We start from the raw sequence: 21,967 nt of genomic DNA, 5'->3' as shown, positions 1-21,967 counted from the left end.
GCGGCGATCAAATCCGGTCAGCGCGCACGCGGAAGGTCACTTGCGATTCGGTCACCTGGCTCCGTCCCATATACAGGAAAGTAACGATGCTGAAAGTGAGCGTCCATAATACCGTCTTCCATTGCAGGATGGAGGGCCACGCTCCCGCGACGATAACCTTCATCTCGGTCTCTGGCAGGATCCATCCCAGCAGTCCCGCGTAAGCCAGCGCCACCAGCGCGCCTTTCTGGTACACGCTCCAGCGGCCCGCACCGCGGTGATCGCGCCTGAGAAACTCCGAGGCGAAGCGCCAGCCCTGAGAGACTCCGACGGAAACCCAAAAGGCGATTAAAAACTCGGAGGCGAGGAAAAAAGCGAGGGCGATGCTTCCGCCGACCAGGTGCAGGGCGGCGGTGAGCGCCTGAATGGGGAACACCGGCACGTTTTCCCACCCCTGTGCGTAAGCGATTTTTTTGGTCGCGCCTTCAAAGCGGAAGCAGTGGTTTTCGAAAAGGCGGCGCAACCACAGGGGCATCTCGTGCAGGGGGTCGCCGTAACAGCAACCGAAACTCATGCAGGCCAAACGTCCCCAGCCTTCCGCCAGACAGTAACCGACTGTCAGTGCGGCGAACACGGGGAGCATGGGCAGAGGATCGACGTGAAAGTTTTCCGGCAGGGCGTTGATCAAAGCCAGCACCGGCAGGGCGAGCGCGCCTCCGGCCCAAAAGGCTCCCTGCGTGGTGAAGGTGTGCCGTTTGCCCTCCACCCATTGTGAGAACGCGCGCGCCGCAATCAGTCCGGCCACCACCACCAGCGTCAGGAAAAGGAGGCTCGACTCCAGCGCCGCACCGGCTCCCGTGCTCAACGTAAAAAACACCATCACGCCCAGACCCAGAGCGCTGGCGGTGAGCAGGCCGTAATAAGTGAGATTGAGCGACTCCCAGCTTCCGTCTTCGCGTTTGCGCACCGGGATGACCGCCAGAAACTGAAACCGTTCGCGCGGCAGGTACTTGCATCCCATATACAGGTAAACGGTGGAGAAGAAAATCAGCCCTGCACAAAAAATCCAGTTGCCGGTCATGGTGTGGTTCCGTTTCTGGGTTTGCGTGAGCCGATCAACGACCGCACCTTGACATCCGTTTCCACCAGGGGCGTTTCCAGGTCGAAAGAATAACGGCTTTCGGCAAACGGGTTTTTGAGATTGGCGAGAATGCGTGGATCGAATTCCACGCGGTCTTTCTGAAAAATCAGAATCGTGGTACTGCTCCCCGGCCGGAACAGGCTCTTCGGCTGGCCTCTGATTATGCTCCGTCCGGGTGTCATCGGTTGCGGATCGGCATACTGATGGTTGCTGTAGCACTGCACCACCTCGCCGATCATGAGCGCCACCACCTCCACCATGGCGACGAGGCCCAGCCCCGTGCCGCCGGGGATGTCGGTGTCGAGTATGGTGACGGTGCGTTTGTTCTTCGAGCAGGGCGTGGCGAAGGCGATCAATGCGCCGGGGTTGCAGGAATGGTAGCGGCCGTCGATCTCGTAGAAATCGCGCACCTCGCCCGACACGGGGCAGTGATTGTAATGGTACTTTTCAGGTGTCAGGCGGAAGATGGCGAAATCTCCCCCGGCAAACGCCTTGCGCCAGACGGGCCGGTCACCCAGCAGTTCCTCGTAATCGAAAAATTTGTGCTTCACCGGAAGCAGGGCGGTTTGCTGAAATGATCCCACCAGCATGCGGCTGTCTGCCGGGGAGACCACGGCATCCGCCGCGGAGGGTAAAGGCCGACATTCCCAGTAGCGGATCTGCCTTTCAAAAATTTTGCGGGGTGTATCGAATCGCGAGACAGGTTCGACGCATTCTTCCCAGCGGATGCCGCATTCTTTCAGGAAACGTTCGTTACCGCACAGCCTCGCTCCCAGTTGGGACTCGTAATTCAAATAGCCCATCCAGCGTGACCAGTGCTTACTGGTCATCAGCCGGAACAGGGAAGGGGCGTGCTCGCGGACCTGTGAATACAGGAACCGGACCAGCGGATCGCTCAGCAGGCGTTCGTCGATGATGGCTCCGGTCTCGCCGTCAATATACTGATGCCGGAGTGAGGCCGGTGTTTTCGGTTTCCTGTGTCGTGACATGTTGGTTTTCAGCATCGAAAAGAATAGACAGCAACAATGCCTGCAATAAATTTTCCACTTCTTTGAAAGAAAGCATGCCCTGAGTCAGTTTTTCCGGAAGCCCGTTCCAGTACACCTCGCGCGTTCGGGTTCCGTGAATGCGGGCCAGGAATCCGGGATCATGCCGCCTCGCGAACTCGTGGAACTTCCGGCTGTGGCAGAACCGCTCCGCCAGATCTTCCACCGATTCCTGAATGTGATGCTTTCGAAGCCCGTCGCGGAAATGCGATTCGGCGGCGGTGTTGAACGTTTCGGCGTCGAGATCGAAAGGCGATTTCGCGCCGCACGTCTCTAAGATCGATCGCGTTAATTTGCCACCGGCGGAATTTTTTGCCGGATTTTGCACGCGGTCCTCCAGATCGCGCAGCGTCTCATCCATCCCCAGCAGGGACACGAGATCCGCCGCTTCCATGCGAAGCAGGCGGACCAGCGCTTTTTTGTATTCCTCCGTGTGCACGCGGAAGGAACCGGGATAGCGCGAGCTGATGCGGATGTTTTCCGTATATTTCAGGATGTGCCGCAGGAAAAAGTTTCCACCGCTGTTCTTCACGAAAAACGTGGGCAGGTGGATGGCCGAGGCGAACACGATCTGCCGCCGTTCGCTCTCGCAGAACGGGTCGTCGGGAATGGTGCGGTGGTTGATGGAGCCGGAAGCGATCAGGCGATAGGCGAACAGCGTGATCAGGTGTTGCAGATCGACGGCGTGGGGCAGGTCGTCCTGCAGGCTGTGGAACAGCGAGTAATACCGTCCTTCAAAACCGGAATAGCCCATTTTGAAAAACTGCCGCAGGCGGAAAAACGAGTAGATGGGCATCTGCTCGTGAAACACACCCATGTGCATCAGGTCCTTTGCCAGGCGGTTCTGGTTTCCGAGGGTGCCGTCGAGGCCGGGGCACTGTTCCGTGCTCAGCAGGCAGACGAGGTAGTCGATGAGGCGGAAGTCCGCGATGAAATCGCCTTTCAATCCCAAGGTGGTGCGCGCCAGCGAGTCCAGCCATTCGGGGCCAAACGGGGTGACGGGATGATTGAAAAATTTGAGCCGTGCTTTTTTCTTCCACCGCCGCCAGAACATGCGCAGGTGCGTATAATGCAATTCGTGCGGCAGAAACCCGAGCGCCTTTTCCGGGTGGAAGCCGGTGAAATCCACGCGGTACGGCGCGGCGCTGTACGTTTCCACAAACAGCGGCAGGAAGTGCTCGGTGATTTTTATGACGAGGTCGCCGATGCGCTTTTCATCCGCTTCGGTCATGCCGCAGGCGGGGTCGGCAAGCGCGGCCGTCAGTTTGCGCGATCCCAGGCTGATGTGCGTGCCATTGTTGGCGAGACTGGTGTTTGATGGATTGGGCAGGCACACGAGGTTGCGTGTGATGATGCCTGCTTCTTTCAGCTTGGTCAGGGTGTTCAGTTGACTGCGGCTCAGCACCTCGTGGCAGAGTGCCATGTAGGCGTGTTTCTTTTCACCGTCGTCCCAGCCGGAAAGACATGGACTCATGAACAATTCGCGGTAAAAAGAATCGGGAATCAACTCGTTCAGTTTTTTCTGCCGCAGGGGCGGGTGGGGCGAATAGTAAACGACGGCCTCCTGCCCGTGGTCCTTGAGTTGGAACTGAAGATTGGCATACTGGATGAGGCACTGGGTCAGCAGGTAGCGCTGGCCCGTCTCCCGGCCCACAGCCCGGCCCATGCCGGAATCGGAGTCGAGGGAACTGATATAAAAAGAGTGCGTCTCCGGCGAGGTATTGTCGTTCAGAAAATGGTTGAGGAACCGGGGCCCCTCCTTCCGGCAGATTGCGGGCAACGACGGTGACCGGTTCAGGTAATCTGCAAGCGCCAGCTTGAGCAGGTAACTGATCGGGACGCGCATCCAGGATCCGCCTTCTTCTTGAATCAGGAACCGGTCCGTGTCGGCACGGAGTGGCGAAGCGGGGGCCTGTTTGTTGGCGCGCAGGTCCTCCTCGAACAACCGCTGGGTGGATGGGGCCAGCGCCTTCAGCGGAAACCGCACCCAACTGTTTTCCCACACCCGGCGGTTGTCGCCGTCCAGAAACTTTTCGAGATCGGCCACCTGCTTTTTCGGGATCTCTCCCGCCCGGCAACGCTTGAGCACGCTGGAGAAAAAACTGGACTCACGGATGACGACGGCGAGGTCCACCTGCGTGGCACTGCCTTCAACTGCCGCCTGCAATTCGCTTTCCGAACCCGCGGTGGTGTCGCCCATGGAAAAAGGCAGGGATTCGATCAATGCGTCGTGGGAGGAAAAATCGACGCCCAGTGAGCGGAACACGTTCTGGTTGGATGTGCGTTCGTCCATGAAACCTCTCGGGGCGATTGGGTTGTGGTGCGTGCCCCCTTCTTTTTCTGCACAAAGAATACGCCGGGACTGTTATGAACAGAATGGGGTTTGATTTGAATTCAGAAAGGTTTGCAGGGGTGTGGGGTTAGTAGGGGAGGGGTGCGCTTAAATCGGCTATCGGCAGAGATTTCACACCTGGATGGAAAAAGGAGGGTGCCGGAGTGGATGGCACCGGGTTGCTTGTGCCTGCGGGCTGTGTTCCAATGGAAGCATTAGGAGGGTTTTTCTGGAAGAAGGCGTTTTATGGAACGATCCGGCTACAAACGCAACATCCTGCCCGAATCGGAAACCCTGGAACTGGAAGGGGTGGGGTGCCGCGAGGCGGTGCGCATCATCGACTCCGAGGTGGAACTCGCCATGTTCTTCACCAAATGCCGCGCCATGAAAAGCCTCGACCTCATCGAGTTCGAAACCGCCACCAAGATGACCTCCGACGGCGACCTCATCGACGCCTGACAACAGAACGAATTGTTTTCAAATAAAAAACCACCCGGCGGAAACCGCACGGGTGGTTTTTTGTATCTGGCGCGCCTGGAGGGATTCGAACCCCCGACCTTCGGAACCGGAATCCGGCACTCTATCCAGCTGAGCTACAGGCGCATGTGTGTGATTGGATTGGGTGTGATCTAAACGTCGTCCTCGTCGCTGGACTCCGGCATGGCGTGTTTGACGCCAGTGTACTTGTCCTCGCGTCCGAACTGGCGGATCATGTCCAGCCGCCATTTCCACCACTGCACTTCCTCCAGCACGTCCTCTGATGCTCCGTCCGGCGGAAACAGCTTGATGGAGCCTTCGATGCCGACCTTCGCCTCGACGCCTTCCGGCAAGTGGATTTCAAACTCGCCCATCACGCCGACGGGGTCGGCCACCAGCCGTTGTTTGAATTTTTCCTGCGTCACCGCCTGCGTGGCGACCTGCTTCCACTTTTCGTCCAGTTCTGTCTTGCGTTTATGCTTCATATTCGATCCCTCACCGCGTCAACGCGGTTGGCTGGGCGGATTTGCGTTTGCATTCGGTTTCGCCCTAAAGGGTATCCGAGACCGGCAGACATGGCAATGGGAAACTGCTGGGTTTCTGGACGCTTATTTTTCGATGAGGGCCGGTACGGCGTTGAGTGCGTCGTCCAGTTTCTCCGGCTGACTGCCTCCCGCCTGCGCCATGTCCGGCCGCCCGCCGCCACTGCCGCCAACGATGCCCGCGATTTCCTTCAAAATGTTTCCGGCATGAAAGCGGCCGGTGAGGTCCTTCGTCACGCCGGCGGCCAGCATCACCTTGCCGTTGTCGCTGGACCCGGCCACGACGACGCCGGACTGAATCTGGTTTTTGGCGTTGTCGATGAACGAGCGCAGGGTCTTGGCGTCCATGCCCTCCAGCTTCTTGACCAGCAGGGACACGCCGCCCACCTGCTTCACTTCGTCCATCAGGCTGGTGCCGCCGCCTTTGCCGCTGATGAGTTTGTCCTTGAGCGCGCCGACTTCCTTTTCCAGCTCGCGCTGGCGCTCCAGCATTTTCTTGATCTTATTGACCTCTTCATTCGGCTGGGCCTTGAGCAGTTTGCGAATGCCGGAGAGCTGGCCGAATTCGTTCTGCACCCATTCGTAGGCGCGCGTTCCCGTCACCGCCTCGATGCGCCGCACGCCGGAGGCGATGCCGCCTTCATGCGTGATCTTGAAGAAACCGATGGTGCCGGTGGCGGGCACGTGCGTGCCGCCGCAGAGTTCCTTACTGAATCCGGGCACGTTCACCACGCGTACGTGGTCGTCGTACTTCTCGCCGAACAGCGCCACCGCGCCTTCCTCCAGCGCGTCTTCCATTGAGACCACCTTGGTCTCGACTTCGATATTGGCGCGGATCTGTTCGTTGACCAGTGCTTCGATGCGCTCGCGTTCTTCTTCCGTCAATGGCGAGAAATGCGTGTAGTCGAAACGCAGGCGGTCGGCTTCGACCAGCGAACCCGCCTGCTTGACATGCGGTCCCAGCACCTCCTTGAGCGCCGCGTGCAGCAGGTGCGTCGCGGAGTGGTTGTTGGCGGTGTCGATGCGTTTTCTCGCGTCCACCTGCAGGGTGAGCGCGTCGCCCGCCTGCACCGTGCCCTGCGTCACCTTTGCCTTGTGCACGATGAGGTTGCTCAGCGGTTTCTGCGTGTCGGTGATTTCCAGCCGTGCCTTGTCGTGAAACGCCCAGCCGATGTCCCCCACCTGGCCGCCGGACTCGCCGTAAAACGGCGTCTCGTCGAGCACCAGTTCGATCTCGTCGCCCTCGCTTGCGGACTTTACAGGTTGCTGATCTTTAAGAAGCGCCACCACGCGGCCTTCGCCTTCCGTCCCGCCGTAACCGTCGAACAGCGTGCCGCCGTGCTCCTGCACGATCTTCGCGTAGATGGGCGCGATCTGTTTTTCGCCGGAGCCTTTCCACGACGCCATGGCTTTTTCCCTTTGCTCCTTCATGGCGCGGTCGAAGCCGGACATGTCCAGTTCGAAGCCCGTGTCCTTCGCCGTCTCCTCCACCAGGTCCACCGGAAAGCCGAAGGTGTCGTACAGTTTGAACACTTCCTCGCCGGGGATGACAGTTTTGTTCTCCTTGCGCAGGCGGTCGAGGATTTCGTTCAGCCGCTCGGTGCCGAAGGTGAGGGTGTTGTTGAAGCTGACTTCCTCGTTGGTCACCACTTTCTGGATGAAATCGCGGTTGGTCTTGAGGTCGGCGTACACGTCCTGGAATTTTTTGATCACGTCTTCGGTGATGTGATGGAAGAACGGCTTCTCCTGGTCGAGCAGCTTGCCGTGGCGCAGGGCGCGGCGCATGATGCGGCGCAGAACGTAACCGCGCCCCTCGTTGGAAGGCAACACGCCGTCGTTGATGAGGAACGTCGCGGCGCGGGCATGATCCGCGATCACGCGCAGGGACACGTCGTTCTCGTGATTGGCGTTGTAGGCTTTGCCGGTGATCTTGCTGGCGTGCTGGATCAGCCCCATCATGATGTCGGAATCGTAGTTGCTGGGCTTGCCCTGCAGGACGGCGGCGAGGCGTTCCAGCCCCATCCCGGTGTCGATGCACGGGCTGGGGAGCGGCTCCATGTTCCCCGCATCATCGCGGTCGTACTGCATGAACACGAGGTTCCAGATTTCGAGATAGCGGTCGCAGTCGCACCCGACTTCGCAGGTCGGCTTGCCGCAACCGAGCGCCTCGCCCTGGTCGATGTAGATTTCCGAGCAGGGACCACACGGCCCGGTGTTGCCCATCGCCCAGAAGTTGTCTTCCTCGCCCAGGCGGTAGATGCGGTCGTCGGCGAGGCCGATGTCGTTTTTCCAGATCTGGAACGCTTCCTCGTCGTCCTTGTAGATGGAGATGTAGAGTTTTTCCTTGGGCAGTTTGACGATTTCGGTCAGAAACTCCCACGCGTAGGCGATGGCTTCCTTCTTGAAGTAGTCGCCGAACGAGAAGTTGCCCAGCATCTCGAAGAACGTGTGGTGGCGCGCCGTGCGCCCGACCATCTCCAGGTCGTTGTGCTTGCCGCCGGCGCGCACGCATTTCTGCGACGAGGCGGCGCGGGTGTAATCGCGCTTCTCCTGGCCCAGAAACACGTTCTTGAACTGCACCATGCCCGCGTTGGTGAACAGCAGGCTGGGGTCGTTTTTCGGCACCAGGGCATCGCTGGGCACCACGGTATGGCCGCGGTCCTCAAAATATTTCAAAAACAGATGTCGTATCTCGTTGCCTGTCATGTCGATCCGTTCGGAGGTTCTATTAATCCGGGGATTGTAACATTAGAATATCTTTTTTGTCGGCGGGATTCAAAGGATTGGCGGGGGAGGGGGTTTTATATGACCCCGGCCTTCAGCAGGTCGTGCAGGTGGATGATGCCGTCGATCTGCCTGCCGTCGCTGGAAACCACCACGCAGGTGATGCTGTGCTCGTCCATGAACTGCACGGCTTTCGTCGCCATGTGGTCCTTGCCGACGCATTTCGGGGTGCGCGACATCAGGTCGCGGGCGCGGATGGATTGGAAGTCTTTGCCCGATTCCATCAGCCGCCTGAGGTCGCCGTCGGTGATGATGCCGGAAAGCAGGCCGCCTGCGTCCACCACCAGCGTGGTGCCGAAGCGTTTGCGGCTCATCTCGGTGATGATGGCGGGCAGGTTGGCGTCTTCCGCCACCTTCGGCACCTCGTCGCCGGAGTGCATGAGGTCCTCGACCGTGGTGAGGAGCCTGCGGCCGAGACTGCCGCCGGGGTGGTGCTGGGCGAAGTCTTCCGGCCGGAAGCCGCGTTTCTCCAGCAGGACCAGCGCCAGCGTGTCGCCCATGGCGAGGGTGGCGGTGGTGCTGGAGGTCGGTACCAGGTTCAGCGGACAGGCTTCTTCTTTGACGCCGATGTTGAGTACGTAGTCGGCGCGTTTGGCGAGGGTGGAGTCGGGCCGCCCCGTCATCGCTACCAGCGTGCATTTGCGGCGGTTGATGATGGGGAGCAGGCGCACCAGTTCTTCCGTCTCGCCGCTGTTGGAGATGGCGAGCAGGAGGTCTTCCTTGCCGATGATGCCGAGGTCGCCGTGGCTGGCTTCCGCCGCGTGCAGAAAGAGAGCGGGCAGGCCGATGCTGGAAAACGTGGCGGCGATCTTCTGGCCGATGAGGCCGGACTTACCGATGCCGAGCACGACGACGTGGCCCTTGCAGGCGTCGAGGCGGTGGACGACTTCGACAAAGGTGGCGTCGATGCGGTCCTTGAGCGCGGAGATGGAGTCGCTTTCGTTCTGCAATACGCGCCGGGCTTCCTCCATCATGCGAAGCGCTTCGTCCTTGCCGCCGGGATCTTTTTTCAACGGTTGCATTCTCTGTTAAGCCTTAATTTTCAGTAACTTCAGTAATTTCTTAAGTCCCAAAATAGTAGCACAAAACGGGCGTGGGGCAAAGAATTATAGCCCGATATCAACTTCAATCGCCCTTTGGTATCATAAAACCTTTGCGAAGTGAATTTGAGCACAAAAGGTTAAAAAATGTCCGACGGTTTGAAATACAACAATAAGGCCCAAAAATGGTTTGAGGATCAGGGAGTCAAGGTAATCCCCGAGAAGGATCTGGGCCTTGATCTCAAAAAAAAACAACCCTGACTTTTTGTGTTCAAAGGACGGGCAGGAATTCTGGGTTGAAGTTAAATCAATTGATTCCCCTAAAGGTGCTCAAAAATCAGCTATTAATTTTGATGAGTTCAGGTCTGGGGTGGCCACAATTAAAAGTCTTGGCGGAGGTTTTGTAATCACTACCCTTAAAATGACCAACCGGGATATCAAATGTGCAGTTAAGTTGATCGACCGAGTCCTTTCGGAGGTTGATTTAAACAGAGATGATAAAGCTAGGTACTTTGTAATCATCCCCGAGGATCCGGTTCCTAATTACAATGAATTTGTCCGAATTGAGTATCAGATAATTAACAACACAGGTGAGTTTGTAGAGGTTTTGTATTCGGTCAAATCCCAATCGGGAAAATATAGCAGATGTGATTTGGGCTGTGATTTAAGCTTGAATGCCAAAGTTAAAGTGGAGCAAGTTGGTGGTGGCACTTACCATGAGTCAATTGTCGACGCATTGGACTTAGGCTTGCTAGATAATTCATTTCGTGTTTCCGTCCAATTAATGAAGGGAGAAGGGAAATTTAAAATTTTTGGAATGATGCCTTACGAAGTAAGGCGCTCCATGAACGTTGTAACAATTCGCAACAAAGCATCAGATGCAAGGACTCAGATAAAGAGCGCCAGTGATCAAATGGGTGAAAAGCCAGGGGTCGTTATTTATTATCAGGAAAACTTCGCTTGCGCTGAAGAAAACGAAATCATTTCTGCATTTTATGGCGATTTGACCTGTCAATTTTCAATCGACGAAAAAAAGGGAAGCCGATTATTTTATGGGTGCAATGGTTTTTTTGGTGAATGTAAAAATACTTCAATAAGTGCGGCAATATATTTTCGGAACAATGAAAAGCCTGTTTTGATTTACAATCACTGGGCTAAACTCCCGCTACCTCAAAATTTGCTGGACTGCAAACAGTATGTACTACAAGACGATGGATCCTTCGTTATTTATGAATAAATTTGTGGAAATATAATGGCTTCCAAAAAAAAGCTCTACCTGATCGACGGTTCGTCGTACATCTTCCGCGCGTTTTTTGCCATCCGGCAGAACCTGTCCAATTCCAAGGGCCAGCCCACCAACGCGCTCTACGGCTTCACCAACATGCTGATGAAAGTGGTGCGTGAGGAGCAACCGGACTACCTCGCCGTCGTCTTCGACAGCAAGGAAAAGACCTTCCGCCACGACATGTACGCCGACTACAAGGCCAACCGCGACGTGCCGCCGGAAGACCTCGCGGTCCAGTTCCCCTATTTCGAGCCGCTGGTCGAGGCGTTCAACATCACCAGCCTGCGCAAACCGGGTTACGAGGCGGACGACATCATCGGCACCCTCGCCAAGGAAGGTGAGAAGGCGGGGATGGACGTCACCATCGTCAGCGGCGACAAGGACATGATGCAGTTGATCACCGGCAAGATCCACATGCTCGACACGATGAAGGACAAACGCTTCGGCATCGAAGACGTAAAGGAAAAATTCGGCGTCGAACCGGAGCGGGTGATCGAGGTGATGGGCCTGATGGGGGATTCGAGCGACCACATTCCCGGTGTCAAGGGCGTGGGGCCGAAAACGGCGACCGAACTCATCCAGAAATACGGATCGATAAAAGGGCTGTACGAACACCTCGACGAGATCGACAAGGCCAAGCTGAAAGAGAAACTGGAGACGGATAAGGACAACGCCCTGCTCAGCCGCGAGCTGGTGACGATCAAGCTCGACACGCCGGTGGACTGCAAGATCGACGACCTGAAGACGCGCGACCCGGACAACCAGAAACTGCGCGAGCTGTTCACCGATCTCGAATTCAAAACCCTGCTGGCGGCGTTGCCGGAAGGGGAGGGGGACGGCGCGGCGTCCGATCCCCGGTCTGCAATCAAGCGCGACTACGACACCATCCTCGACGACAAAGCGCTCGACGCCCTGATCGCCAAATTGAAAAAAGCGAAAGCGTTCGCGCTCGATCTGGAAACCACGTCGAAGCGGCCGGTGCAGGCGCGGATGGTGGGCATCTCGTTTTCGTGGGCGGAGGGGGGGGCGTGCTACATCCCGGTGGCGCACCGCTACCTGGGCGTGCCGGAACAACTCGACAAGCAACACGTGCTCGACAAACTGAAGCCGTTGCTGGAAGACCCGAAACTGGAGAAGTACGGGCACAACATCAAGTACGACCTCATCGTTTTGCACAACGAAGGCGTGCAGTTGCAGGGCATCGTGTTCGATTCCATGCTGGCGTCGTACGTGCTCGATCCGTCGCGGCGCAGTCACGGTCTCGACGACCTCGCGCTCGAGATGTTTCAACACACCACCATCAAGTACAGCGACGTGGCGGGGTCGGGATCGAAGCAGGTGGGGTTCGATGAAGTGGAGATCGACCGCGCGTCGGAGTATGCGGCGGAGGACTCCGACATCACGTACCGCCTGACGCACTACTTCGAGAAGCTGTTGAAAGGCGACGAACTGGAGTTGTACGAAACCATCGAACTGCCTTTACTCGAAGTGCTGGCAGAGATGGAACTGACCGGCGTCCTGCTCGATACCGAGCATCTGAAAAAACTGTCGAAGAAACTGGAGAAAGATCTCAAGAAAATCGAGGACGAGATTTACGCGCTGGCGGGCGAGCCGTTCAACATCAATTCGCCGAAACAGCTTTCGACCATCCTGTTCGACAAGCTCAACCTGCGCACGGTGAAGAAAACCAAGAGCGGGTACTCGACCGATGTCAGCGTGCTGGAGGAATTGGCGGCGGAGCACGACCTGCCGGACAAGATCCTCAACTACCGCCAGTTCGCGAAGATGAAATCGACCTACGTCGATGCCCTGCAGAACGAAGTGTACAAGGAGACCGGGCGCATCCACACCTCGTACAACCAGACCGTCGCCGCCACCGGACGGTTGAGCAGTAGCGATCCCAACCTGCAGAACATCCCCATCCGCTCGGAAGTGGGGCGCGAGATCCGCAAGGCGTTTCTCGCCGACAAGGGATGCTGGTTGCTGTCCGCCGACTACTCGCAGATCGAACTGCGCCTGCTGGCGCACTTGTCGGAAGACCCGGCGCTCATCCGTGCCTTTAAGAATAATGAAGACATCCACAGCCGGACGGCGGCGGAGATTTTCGGCCAGGACATCAATAAGGTCGATCCCGAAGGGCGGCGCATGGCGAAGGCGGTGAACTTCGGCATCGTGTACGGCTTGAGCGCATACGGGCTATCGCGCCAGCTTAAGATCACGCCGAAAGACGCGAAGACTTTCATCGACCAGTACTTCGATCTGTACAAAAACGTGAAGACGTTCATGGACGAGACGATTGAGATGGCGCGTAAGAAGGGATACACGACAACGATGATGAACCGGCGGCGTTACATGCCGGATATCAACAGCAAGAACCGGCAGGTGCGTGAAGCCGCGGAGCGCACTGCCATCAACTCGCCGGTGCAGGGGAGCGCCGCCGATTTCATCAAGATGGCGATGCTGCACATCCACGATGAAATCTTGAAGAAGAAACTGGCGTCGCGCATGATCCTGCAGGTGCACGACGAGTTGATCTTCGAATGCCCCGAAGGCGAAAAGAAAACGATGGAGCCGATTGTGAGGAAGGGGATGGAAGGCGTGGTGAAGTTGAAGGTGCCGCTGACCGTCAACATGGACTGGGGAAAGAACTGGAGTGAGGCGCACTGAAAAATTATGAAATGAGCGCCGTGAGGTGCAGGGCGGCGCGGCGTTTATTTTTTTGTGGATTTTAGGGAACCCGGCTGGCGATAATGGGAAGGACGTTTGAGAGGCGCGCCGATTTTGAAATTCCATTTCGACATTTTCACAAAACCGATTCCCCGCAGGTCTTTTCTGAAAGGCATGCTGGGCGTATTTGCCGTGAGCGGTGCCGGGGTCGGTCAAGGTTACGCCGGCACATGGAGTTCCAACATCCGCCTGGAGCGGGTGAAGATCACGATCCAGAACCTGCCGCCCGCGTTCCGCGGATTCACCATCGGCCTCCTCAGCGACCTGCATTCCTCGCCCATCGTATCCAAAGGCCATCTTCAAAGCGCCGCCGAGCTGTTGATGACGGCGAAGCCGGACATGATTGCGCTGACGGGTGACTTCATCGGTCATACCTTTCACTTCCCCGGAGAGCCGCCTCATGGGTTCGAACCGGAATATATAATGAACATAGTCGAGGCGTTTTCCGGGTTGGAAGCGCCGCACGGCATTTACGGCGTGCTGGGCAACCATGATTACTGGAGTGGACCGGAAGCGATGGAGATGCTGGAGCGCGAGTTCGAACGGGGGTTCGGCGTGCAGTGGCTTCGCAACCGCAATACGCGGCTGGAACGCGGCGGTGCTTCCATCATGCTCGCCGGAGTGGACGATTACTGGCAGACGACCTGTTCGCCCGGTGAGGCGTTGAAGGATATCCCGGAGGAGATGGTGCGCATCCTGCTCAGCCACAATCCCGAGGTGAACGAAATCCTCTATCCCTCGCACCGGGTGGACTTGATTCTGTCCGGCCACACCCATGGCGGGCAGATCAAACTGCCGTTCATCGGCGCGCCGTTTCAGGCGGGAGTGCGGAAACGAAAGTACATGGAAGGTCTGGCGTGGGACGGCGAGCGGCAGACTTATGTGACCCGCGGCGTCGGCCACCTCGTCGTGCCCATCCGCCTGTTGTGCCCCCCGGAAGTCTCGTTGATCACCCTGGTGTGAACCGAACCGGTTTTAAAAATTCGTCCCACTAAAGTCGATGCTCTGGCCGAAGCCGGTGAGGGGATGATTTCAGCGCAAAGGCAACGTGAAATAAAACGTGGTGCCTTTGCCTGTTTCCGACTCAAACCAGAAGCGGCCAAAATGATAGTCCTCGATGATCTCCCGGCAGGAAAGCAGCCCCAGCCCGTTGCCGTGTGATTTGGTGGTGAATTTTTCTTTCAGTAAAAGCGGTTTGACGTCATCCGGAATTCCCTCGCCATAGTCCCGGATACTCACCTCCACCTCATCCCTCTTGTTCTGAATTCCGATTTCAATGAGGCCTCCCGGGTTGGAAGCGTAGCCTGCATTGATGAGCAGGTTTTGAAGTACCCTTTTGATATCCAGATAATTGAAGGAAACTTTGAGGATGGTGTAGGGAGGGATGATCAACGCGAGTTTTTTCCCCTTCACATTGTTGTGATACCGGATTTCATCGATGGTCTCGGTAAAGAGATCGAGGATCTGATCCGGTTTTTTGACATATTGGGAAAGCTTTTTTAAACCCACATGCAGGGTTTGGTCGATCAACGAGATCAGATTGCTCCGGACGGTGATCATTTTCTCCAGGCCCATGGTGATTTCGTCGCATCCCCTGCGGCGTTTTTCATTCGGGTGGGTGCCCTGCATCAGGCCCAGGGTTTGTCCCATATAGCCCTCGGAGATGGACAGCGGGATGAGATAATTCCGGATATCATGAACCAGGCAGCACAATCTTTGGTGTTCCACGGAGACCAACTCCAGGCTGTGCCGGTTGCGTTGGTTCAATGTTGTGAGCAAGGCGAAGATCGCCTTCGGCTCGGTAAGAATGTGTTCTTTAAAAAAGTCGTCGCTGATTTCAAGCAAGGAAGCCGGGCCGAGCCCTCTTATGGAAGCGGCACGCGGCTGGTGATCGATGAGCGCCATTTCTCCAAAAAAATCGCCCGGCCCGAGAGTGTTGATGATCTTTCTGGATTTGTAAACGAGGACTTTGCCTTTCAGGATAACGTAAAAGTTATTCTGAAATGTCCCTTCCTCGCAAAGAGTTTCTTCGTGATCCAACTCAAGCACTTTGCATTTTTGGGAGATGGTGTCCAGAGTGGTTTCCGGAAAACTTTCAAACAGACTCACTTTTTTTAGAAAATCCAAGTGAACAGGGCTTTTTGTTTTTGAATTCATGGCGCACCCTAAACATAATAAGAAAACCTGTTGCATTCAGGCCTGAATTCTGGAACCTCTTCGTCTCGATGAAGCCTTGCAGGCCTGCTCGTCCCTAAAAAATAAAGTCATTCGGGTTGTAATCGCTCGTAATTCTGAAAACAGTGAGACCTGCCGGGACCGGGTTTGGGAATAGCCATGAAGCGCTATGCCATGGAATGGTCCGGGCCTGCTACACATTCACATCTCTTTCCTCGGTGACCTTTTTTATATTTCCCCTGTGAAAATGAAAGGTCACTTTTCCTGAAAAGCTTGTGCCAGCGAGTCCGGCCAGGTAATTCATGACCTGGTCGAAGACATGCAGCTCCCCCTTTAAAATTCCAACTCCTTTCCCTGCGCCACCACCTTGTTGACCACCGAAAGAAGTTTTGATTTTTCTACGGGCTTGGTCAGATAATCCTTGCAACCCTTTTTGAGCAGGTCCACAGCCATGTCGGTTTCCGGAAATCCGGTGATGACAATGATTGGGATTCCGGGAGCTTCTCTCCTGAAAAAGGAAATGCACTCCAGTCCGTTGACGCGGGGCATGCGAATGTCGCAAAGAATGGCGCCCACGTTCACCATGTTGTCCTCGGATTTGAGTTGGTCGATCGCTTCCTGACCGTTGGACGCTTCGAGGATATGGTAACCCTCCGGCTCGAGGAACATTTTCAGCGAATCCCGAATGTCCTTGTCATCATCCACCACCATCAGTTTTCCAGTAACCATGCCCGCCTCCCTTCGATTTGAAGAACTTAAATTCAGTTGAAAAAAGAAAAAGCCCTGAAGAACCTAAACGGTTCCCCAGGGCTTCCATTGGATTGGCCACTGTCGGTCAGTAGAAAATAATTCTGTTTTATTTATTTAAATGAACTTCTTTTTCTTCAGTGATTTTTTTTATATGCCCGTGCTGGAGGTGAAACGTGACTTTCCCCGTAAAGTGGTTTTTGCCCAGAAACCTCAGATACCGGTCGGTCCTGTCCTCAGCGGACCCATCTTCCAAGCTCAGCACTTTGGATGAGCCCGGCCTGTCCCTGGTTGCCTTCTGGGTCATTCCACGCTCCCCTTCTGAAATTTGAATAATTGTGGGAGAATTGCCTAGACGGTATCAGAATTTTTTCGAAAATGCTATGTAAAAAAGTTAATTACACGGAAAGGGGAAGGCAGGGAGAGGTCCTTTTGGGAATCGGTTTTGGTGAAGAAAGGAAAAGGCGAGCCGAAAAATTAAAACTGAATTATAAATGTAATAAGTGAATACGTTTGCCTGCAGGTTGTAATTCGCTCCAATACTTTTCCATTCAGAAGGCTTCGATTTAGAATTCGTTGATATCCATCTTATGAACGGGGATGAATCATGATCACCGAATTGGGGACCGTGTTGGAATCATTGCCTGTTGCAGTCGTCGTATTTAACGAGGAAAAGCAAATTGAATTCCTCAACCACGCTTCCGAAAACCTGTTTGGAGCCACGCGCGAACAGCTTGTTGGTAACGTCATTCATTGTGAGGGGTTCCCTTTTCAGGAAGAGCGGGAGCGACTGGCCGCCGCCCTGAACGGGTTTCTGAACGATCCGGACCCGGGCCCGGGACCTCCAGTCACGTTGGCCTCCAGCCTCTTGAATCCAGCACACCCCGATCCCTTGACCCCCAAAGCCACGCGACTTTACCGGGACCCTCCGAACACCTTCACCCTGAAAAACTGCAGTCTGTTATTTAAATTTTTTTCCGTACCCGGGTTGCCCGATGGCAAGAAATGGGTTGGGTTGTTCCTGCAGGATTTGACGGAGGAAAGAATTTTTTACAATGAAATGATGCTGGAGGAAAAAGTTTCCGGATTCAAGGTTTTGTCCGCGGGCATCGCGCATGAGATCAACAATCCCCTGCAGGCGATATTGAGCTTTGCGGAAGGCATCCTGTTCCAGGAGAGTCTGGAGAAAGCGAAGGAATTCGCCATCACGATTCTGGAGCGGACCAGGCATGTGGCTTCGGTGGTCAGCGATTTCACCACGGCGCTCCAGGTGTACCCGAAATACGCGACCCAGGTCGATGTGGTGGAGCAGGTGGAAAAGGCCCTGCATATTGCTTTTTTGTCCTGCTATGCGGATTACGTGAGGGTGGAAAAAGTGTTTGAAGGCCGGCCTCGGATCAAGGCCCAACCGGAGGATATCAAGCAGGTTCTATTTTCCATTTTTTGCAATGCCATAGAAGCGATGGAGGGGAAAGGGAACCTGCTTGTCCAGGTCAGGGAGGATGCAGAACGGGTTTGCCTGCGGGTGGAAGACGACGGGCCGGGGATTCCACCGGAATTCATGAACCGGATTTTCGACCCGTTTTTTTCGACCAAAGGTCAGGGAAGAGGAACGGGCCTTGGGCTGCACGTGGCGCGGGCACTCGCCGAGAAGAACAATGGGGAAATCAAGGTCTATTCGGATGAGGGGAAAGGAAGCGTGTTTGAGGTTATCTTTCCCATTTGATTCCGGTGGAACGGCGGACGATTTTTTCCGGTCCGCCGGGCTCACCGGAATTGGAAAGCAAAGCCAAAGGAAGGGGGGGTAAGGAGCGGAGACAAAAAAATCCGGCGGGGTCTCAAAGACCCCGCCGGAAAGAGAGCGCCGAAATTACTTGGGAACGACTTTTGAGGCTTGCGGACCTTTTTTGCCCATGCTCCCTTCGAATTCCACCAATTGCCCCTCTTGAAGGGTTTTGAAGCCCTCAACTTGGATTTCCGAGAAATGAACAAAGTAGTCTTTGCCATCATCGGCTTCGATAAAACCATAACCCTTGCTTTGATTGAACCATTTGACTCTGCCTTCAGACATACCGAATAAACTCCTACAAATTGGTGGGAACCCCCCGTCCTTGTGCCGAAAGTGCGTTCCCTGTTTTTACTGGGTTGGGTAATCCCGGGGTTTTATCGAACCGAGACGGGCCAGTCCAACCCTTGTGACCGCCAGCCATATAAAAACCCTTTATATGGGATACGCGGAGGAGGGCAGATTCTCCCGTCTGAAGCACCCACCTCCCCCTGTGGCGGCCGCTTTCCAACGCCATAACCATAGCAGAATTGGTATCAATTTCCTAGTAATATCGGAATTTTATTTACACGCAAAATGGGCATATCCAATCCTTGTTTTTCACATAAAAATCGAAGGTTTGGCCGGGCCGTTCCGGAGAGGCGGGGATAAATGAAACTAATTTTAAAACCGAAGTGACTCCGCACGCGGATGCGATGGTAATGCGCCGCAGCAGTGGCGAACCGGTCCGCCTCGTTCAGTGGAAATGCATTGAGGCCGAGCACCCACCACCGGGGGGGTTCCAGTGCTCCCGTTACTGGATCGGCGCCGAGGTGATTTTTGAAATCGACCACTCAATGGAACGCCCGGCTCACCTTCACGTATGTCGGATTGAGGCCATTGGAGTGTCACGACGTATGCCGTGATGTGTCGGACTATTTTCTCCATACCAGCCTGAAGGCCTACGCCGAAACCGGAAAAGACGAACCCGCCGTGGAATAGAAACCGCCTCCTGTTGACGTTTGATTTTATCGCCATGCCGTTTTGTTTTGGGGCGTGCTTCGGAAACCCGTGGCTAAAAATAGCCTTTTTGTTGTTGTGGTGTCTTCTCCCGAAAAGAAACAGGGGGATAGTTTGGATTACCTATTGCGGGCAGGGACGGGTAGGTGAATATTAATAGGGCATAAGAACGGGAAAGTCAGAATTTTACCACGGAGCTTGAAAGCGGCGTATCGTCGGCGCTTTGGAGGGGCTGGTCATGGTTCAAAATTCTTGTCCTGTCTCCATACCGGAAAAAGATTATCTCGCCATTCTCGATACCATCACCCAGTTCCATGGGTGCGACACGCGGGAAGCGCTTCGCGGTGTGTTTAGCAGTCACGTGCTTCCCTTGTTCGAAGCGGACTCCGCACTGTATGGCTGGATCAACATGGATTTCACCAGCAAGTCGCTGGGGCAGGTGGGCCTGGTGGATTGTGTCGGCGTGCCGCAGGAAGACTTCAACCAGCTTTCCGATTCCATTCCTTACATCAAATCCATCCCCACCATGCTGGAACGGGTGGCCCGCCCGGTGGTGGCGGTGGATGTGGACATTCCCCGTGAAGTGTTTGTTAAAGAAAAGGACCAGTTCTTCGCAGAAAATCCGGAGTATGTCCGCGATTCGTGGCTGTACCTGAACCCGATCGCCAATTTCCTGGCAACGTTCGATCAGCCGGAAATCACGCATGGCTTGGGCATTCACCGGCACGCGCCGATCGAAGAGGTGGATCAATACGACAAGAACTTCACCCTGCGCGATATAAGAGTGCTGGAACTTCTTCGGCCCCACCTGTTGCAGACCATCAAGACCATTATCCTGAATGACGAATTGAAGCGATACCGTTCGCTGGTGGACGCATTGGTGGATGTGCCTACGGGCATTGCGTTGTTTCACTCCAACATGCGGGTTCTGTTCTGCAACCGGGTGTTCAGTGAGGTGGTGGGGGTGAGCACCGGGCAAATGATTCCACCGGAGTTGATGCGCATTCTCAGCCGGGAAATCTCCCGGTTCGAACCGCCATACGAAATTCAGAGTTCTCCCGTGGAACTCGTTTTCTACCAATTGCCGGAAGGGGTCTTTCGTCTCAACCTGTGCATGCTGGAAAGGAAAAACTGGGGCCAGGACCCGTGCTGGCTGTTGCAGATGAAGCCGGTGGAAGACCCTTATTCTCTGCGTAACCTCGCCATGCAGGAGGCGGGATTGGACAAAGTGCAGATGGAAATTTCCTGCCTGGTTCTGGATGGCATGGAGCCGGTGGCCATTGCCGCGCGCCTGTTCATCAGTCCGGAGAATGTTCAGGAAAATATAAAACAGATTTATGAAAAGCTTGGCGTTCAAACCCGGGAACAGTTTTTTTCGAGAATGAACCTGCCGAATGAATGAGCCAAGTGGGGTGGAGCACGATTGATCTCACAGAATTTGCTTTTGGGGTGAATTGGAAACTTTGAATTTCGCAAGGCATGGTAGTTGTCGCGTCTCGGAAGAGAGGGCGTATGCAAATGAAACGCATTATTTGCATGCTCGGTCATGTATGCGCCTCTTTCATACTGATTAGTTTCATTCCCGCACCTGCTGTTCAGGCCGAAGCATTCCGGATTCTGGATCAGGGGGCTTCGGCCACCGGACAGGGCACCGCTTTCTCTGCGCAGGCGGACGATCCCTCGGCGATTCATTTCAATCCCGCAGGTATCGCCCGCCTTTCCGGTATTCAGGTTTCCGGCGGGATGATTCTGGTCGGGGGGAGCACCACTTTCACCCGTTTCAATGGCAGTAAGACCAAAGGCACTCTGGACGGAACCATTGCGTATCCCCCGCCTTCGCATTTTTATCTGACGTCGGACTTGAAGAGTCTCGGCATCGAATCCGTGGAAGGGGTGGCGGTCGGCCTGGGCATCACCTCGCCTTTCGGATTGATCAACCAATATCCGGATCAGGGGCCTTTCAATACCGTATCCACGCGCAACCAGCTTTCGTTGGTCGATTTCAAACCGACCGTGGCTTATGCCCTGCACGACCGGGTTTCCATCGGAGGGGGGTTGGACATTTACACATTTTTCGATTTCATCGGCGAAGGCCACCTGGAGCAGAAGCTGAATGCAGGACCGGAATTTGGTCCATTGGGCATTCCATTGGGTACGCCTCTGGAGTTGAACGGCAAGGACTCGGGTGTGGGATTCAACGTGGGAATCCTTTATACGGCGATTTGGGATGAAGACCGCCAGCCGGTGCTCAACCTGGCGTTTGTGTACCGCAGTCGGGTGACGCTGGATCTGGAAGGAGCCTTTTTGGTTGCGGGAAACAAAGCCGCGGATGCCTTCGCCAAATTGGAGTTGCCACAGATATTCACCGGAGCGATAGCGTACTGGCCTCTCCGTGACCGGCAGCGTGAATGGAAACTGGAAGTCGATGTGGAATATGCGGACTGGAGTTCGCTCAAGGATATCGATGTGACTCTGTCCAATGGCGCGACGCTTCCGTTTCCGTTGCACTGGAAGGGCGCGTGGCTCTGGATGCTGGGCACCGAGTACAAATGGCGCTACTGGTTGAACCAGCCCGGTTGGACCGCGGCGGCGCGGGCGGGTTACGTTCGCTCGGAGTCTCCGGTGCCGGAGTTCACCTTCTCGCCTGCGGTGCCGGACTCCGAATACAACGCGTACTCTGTCGGGTTCGGGTGGATGTGTGAAAAGCAGGGAAGTTTTTTCGGCTGGTTCCAATGCGGCGGTAAAAACAAAAAAGAGTTCTCGCTGGAAGGAGTGGGGCTGGATATGGCGTACCAGGTGGTGGCGTACGACTCGCGGCCCATCAACCGCAACCGCCGGCCGGCTGTCATCGGTCGTTGGGACACGACCTTTCACGTTGGTGTGGTGACTTTCCGGTTGCTGTTTTGA

At 55.5% G+C, this 21,967-nt stretch carries 17 protein-coding genes and 1 tRNA gene; 8 read left to right on the top strand and 10 right to left on the bottom strand.

The window, feature by feature from the left end; translation table 11 throughout:
- Nucleotides 1–7: 7 nt before the first annotated feature.
- Genes J2S31_RS09440 through J2S31_RS09430 form a run of 3 tightly spaced genes read right to left on the bottom strand, consistent with a single transcriptional unit; the run spans nucleotide 8 to nucleotide 4,459 of the window.
- On the bottom strand, nucleotides 8–1,060 hold the full coding sequence (locus J2S31_RS09440; protein WP_237098837.1) for a prolipoprotein diacylglyceryl transferase family protein: 1,053 nt from the start codon (nucleotides 1,058–1,060) through the stop codon (nucleotides 8–10).
- Complete coding sequence (locus J2S31_RS09435; protein WP_237098836.1) at nucleotides 1,057–2,109, bottom strand: phosphatidylserine decarboxylase; 1,053 nt, start codon at nucleotides 2,107–2,109, stop codon at nucleotides 1,057–1,059. The genes J2S31_RS09440 and J2S31_RS09435 overlap by 4 nt, the downstream gene beginning before the upstream one ends.
- On the bottom strand, nucleotides 2,054–4,459 hold the full coding sequence (locus J2S31_RS09430) for a hypothetical protein (RefSeq protein ID WP_237098835.1): 2,406 nt from the start codon (nucleotides 4,457–4,459) through the stop codon (nucleotides 2,054–2,056). Before J2S31_RS09430 ends, J2S31_RS09435 begins: the two co-directional genes overlap by 56 nt.
- Before the next feature lie 285 nt (nucleotides 4,460–4,744).
- Between J2S31_RS09430 and J2S31_RS09425 the strand changes: the two genes are divergently transcribed.
- Nucleotides 4,745–4,957 carry a hypothetical protein gene (locus J2S31_RS09425; protein WP_237098834.1) on the top strand — a complete coding sequence of 71 codons (213 nt, stop codon included), beginning with the start codon at nucleotides 4,745–4,747 and terminating at the stop codon, nucleotides 4,955–4,957.
- A 67-nt stretch (nucleotides 4,958–5,024) separates the two neighbouring features.
- Here the strand turns inward: J2S31_RS09425 and J2S31_RS09420 are convergent.
- From J2S31_RS09420 to J2S31_RS09405, 4 genes are all read right to left on the bottom strand, one after another.
- Nucleotides 5,025–5,101: transfer RNA gene (locus tag J2S31_RS09420), tRNA-Arg, on the bottom strand.
- Between the two features lie 26 nt (nucleotides 5,102–5,127).
- Complete coding sequence (locus tag J2S31_RS09415; protein WP_237098833.1) at nucleotides 5,128–5,460, bottom strand: hypothetical protein; 333 nt, start codon at nucleotides 5,458–5,460, stop codon at nucleotides 5,128–5,130.
- Between the two features lie 123 nt (nucleotides 5,461–5,583).
- Nucleotides 5,584–8,223 (bottom strand): alanine--tRNA ligase, encoded by a 2,640-nt coding sequence (gene alaS / locus J2S31_RS09410; RefSeq protein WP_237098832.1) that lies wholly within the window; start codon nucleotides 8,221–8,223, stop codon nucleotides 5,584–5,586.
- A gap of 95 nt (nucleotides 8,224–8,318) precedes the next feature.
- Nucleotides 8,319–9,323 carry a KpsF/GutQ family sugar-phosphate isomerase gene (locus tag J2S31_RS09405; RefSeq protein WP_237098831.1) on the bottom strand — a complete coding sequence of 335 codons (1,005 nt, stop codon included), beginning with the start codon at nucleotides 9,321–9,323 and terminating at the stop codon, nucleotides 8,319–8,321.
- A gap of 253 nt (nucleotides 9,324–9,576) precedes the next feature.
- On the opposite strand from J2S31_RS09405, the gene J2S31_RS09400 reads away from it, so the two are divergent.
- From J2S31_RS09400 to J2S31_RS09390, 3 genes are all read left to right on the top strand, one after another.
- Nucleotides 9,577–10,578: a hypothetical protein gene (locus J2S31_RS09400; RefSeq protein ID WP_237098830.1), complete on the top strand. Its 1,002-nt coding sequence runs from the start codon at nucleotides 9,577–9,579 to the stop codon at nucleotides 10,576–10,578.
- A gap of 15 nt (nucleotides 10,579–10,593) precedes the next feature.
- Complete coding sequence (gene polA / locus J2S31_RS09395; protein ID WP_237098829.1) at nucleotides 10,594–13,293, top strand: DNA polymerase I; 2,700 nt, start codon at nucleotides 10,594–10,596, stop codon at nucleotides 13,291–13,293.
- Nucleotides 13,294–13,467: 174 nt separating this feature from the next.
- Complete coding sequence (locus tag J2S31_RS09390) at nucleotides 13,468–14,316, top strand: metallophosphoesterase (protein WP_237098828.1); 849 nt, start codon at nucleotides 13,468–13,470, stop codon at nucleotides 14,314–14,316.
- A 69-nt stretch (nucleotides 14,317–14,385) separates the two neighbouring features.
- On the opposite strand, the gene J2S31_RS09385 is transcribed toward J2S31_RS09390, so the two are convergent.
- Together J2S31_RS09385 and J2S31_RS09380 are read right to left on the bottom strand one after the other, a co-directional pair.
- Nucleotides 14,386–15,462 carry an ATP-binding protein gene (locus J2S31_RS09385; RefSeq protein WP_237098827.1) on the bottom strand — a complete coding sequence of 359 codons (1,077 nt, stop codon included), beginning with the start codon at nucleotides 15,460–15,462 and terminating at the stop codon, nucleotides 14,386–14,388.
- A gap of 399 nt (nucleotides 15,463–15,861) precedes the next feature.
- Entirely contained in the window at nucleotides 15,862–16,257 is a 396-nt protein-coding gene (locus J2S31_RS09380; RefSeq protein WP_237098826.1) for a response regulator, read from the bottom strand.
- 625 nt (nucleotides 16,258–16,882) lie between these two features.
- Here J2S31_RS09380 and J2S31_RS09375 point away from each other — a divergent pair.
- Entirely contained in the window at nucleotides 16,883–18,001 is a 1,119-nt protein-coding gene (locus tag J2S31_RS09375) for a two-component system sensor histidine kinase NtrB (RefSeq protein WP_237098825.1), read from the top strand.
- 144 nt (nucleotides 18,002–18,145) lie between these two features.
- Here the strand turns inward: J2S31_RS09375 and J2S31_RS09370 are convergent, their stop codons facing one another.
- Entirely contained in the window at nucleotides 18,146–18,346 is a 201-nt protein-coding gene (locus J2S31_RS09370; RefSeq protein ID WP_005009571.1) for a cold-shock protein, read from the bottom strand.
- A gap of 534 nt (nucleotides 18,347–18,880) precedes the next feature.
- Between J2S31_RS09370 and J2S31_RS09365 the strand changes: the two genes are divergently transcribed.
- The 3 genes from J2S31_RS09365 (at nucleotide 18,881) to J2S31_RS09355 (ending at nucleotide 21,967) form a co-directional block, all read left to right on the top strand.
- Entirely contained in the window at nucleotides 18,881–19,042 is a 162-nt protein-coding gene (locus tag J2S31_RS09365; protein ID WP_237098824.1) for a hypothetical protein, read from the top strand.
- 256 nt (nucleotides 19,043–19,298) lie between these two features.
- Nucleotides 19,299–20,462 (top strand): helix-turn-helix transcriptional regulator, encoded by a 1,164-nt coding sequence (locus J2S31_RS09360; RefSeq protein WP_237098823.1) that lies wholly within the window; start codon nucleotides 19,299–19,301, stop codon nucleotides 20,460–20,462.
- A gap of 116 nt (nucleotides 20,463–20,578) precedes the next feature.
- Nucleotides 20,579–21,967 carry an OmpP1/FadL family transporter gene (locus tag J2S31_RS09355; RefSeq protein WP_237098822.1) on the top strand — a complete coding sequence of 463 codons (1,389 nt, stop codon included), beginning with the start codon at nucleotides 20,579–20,581 and terminating at the stop codon, nucleotides 21,965–21,967.

This window comes from Nitrospina gracilis Nb-211, assembly GCF_021845525.1.
Classification (GTDB): domain Bacteria; phylum Nitrospinota; class Nitrospinia; order Nitrospinales; family Nitrospinaceae; genus Nitrospina; species Nitrospina gracilis_A.
Note: the sequence above shows the minus strand (reverse complement) of the source record. Positions and strands in the feature narration are given on the sequence as shown.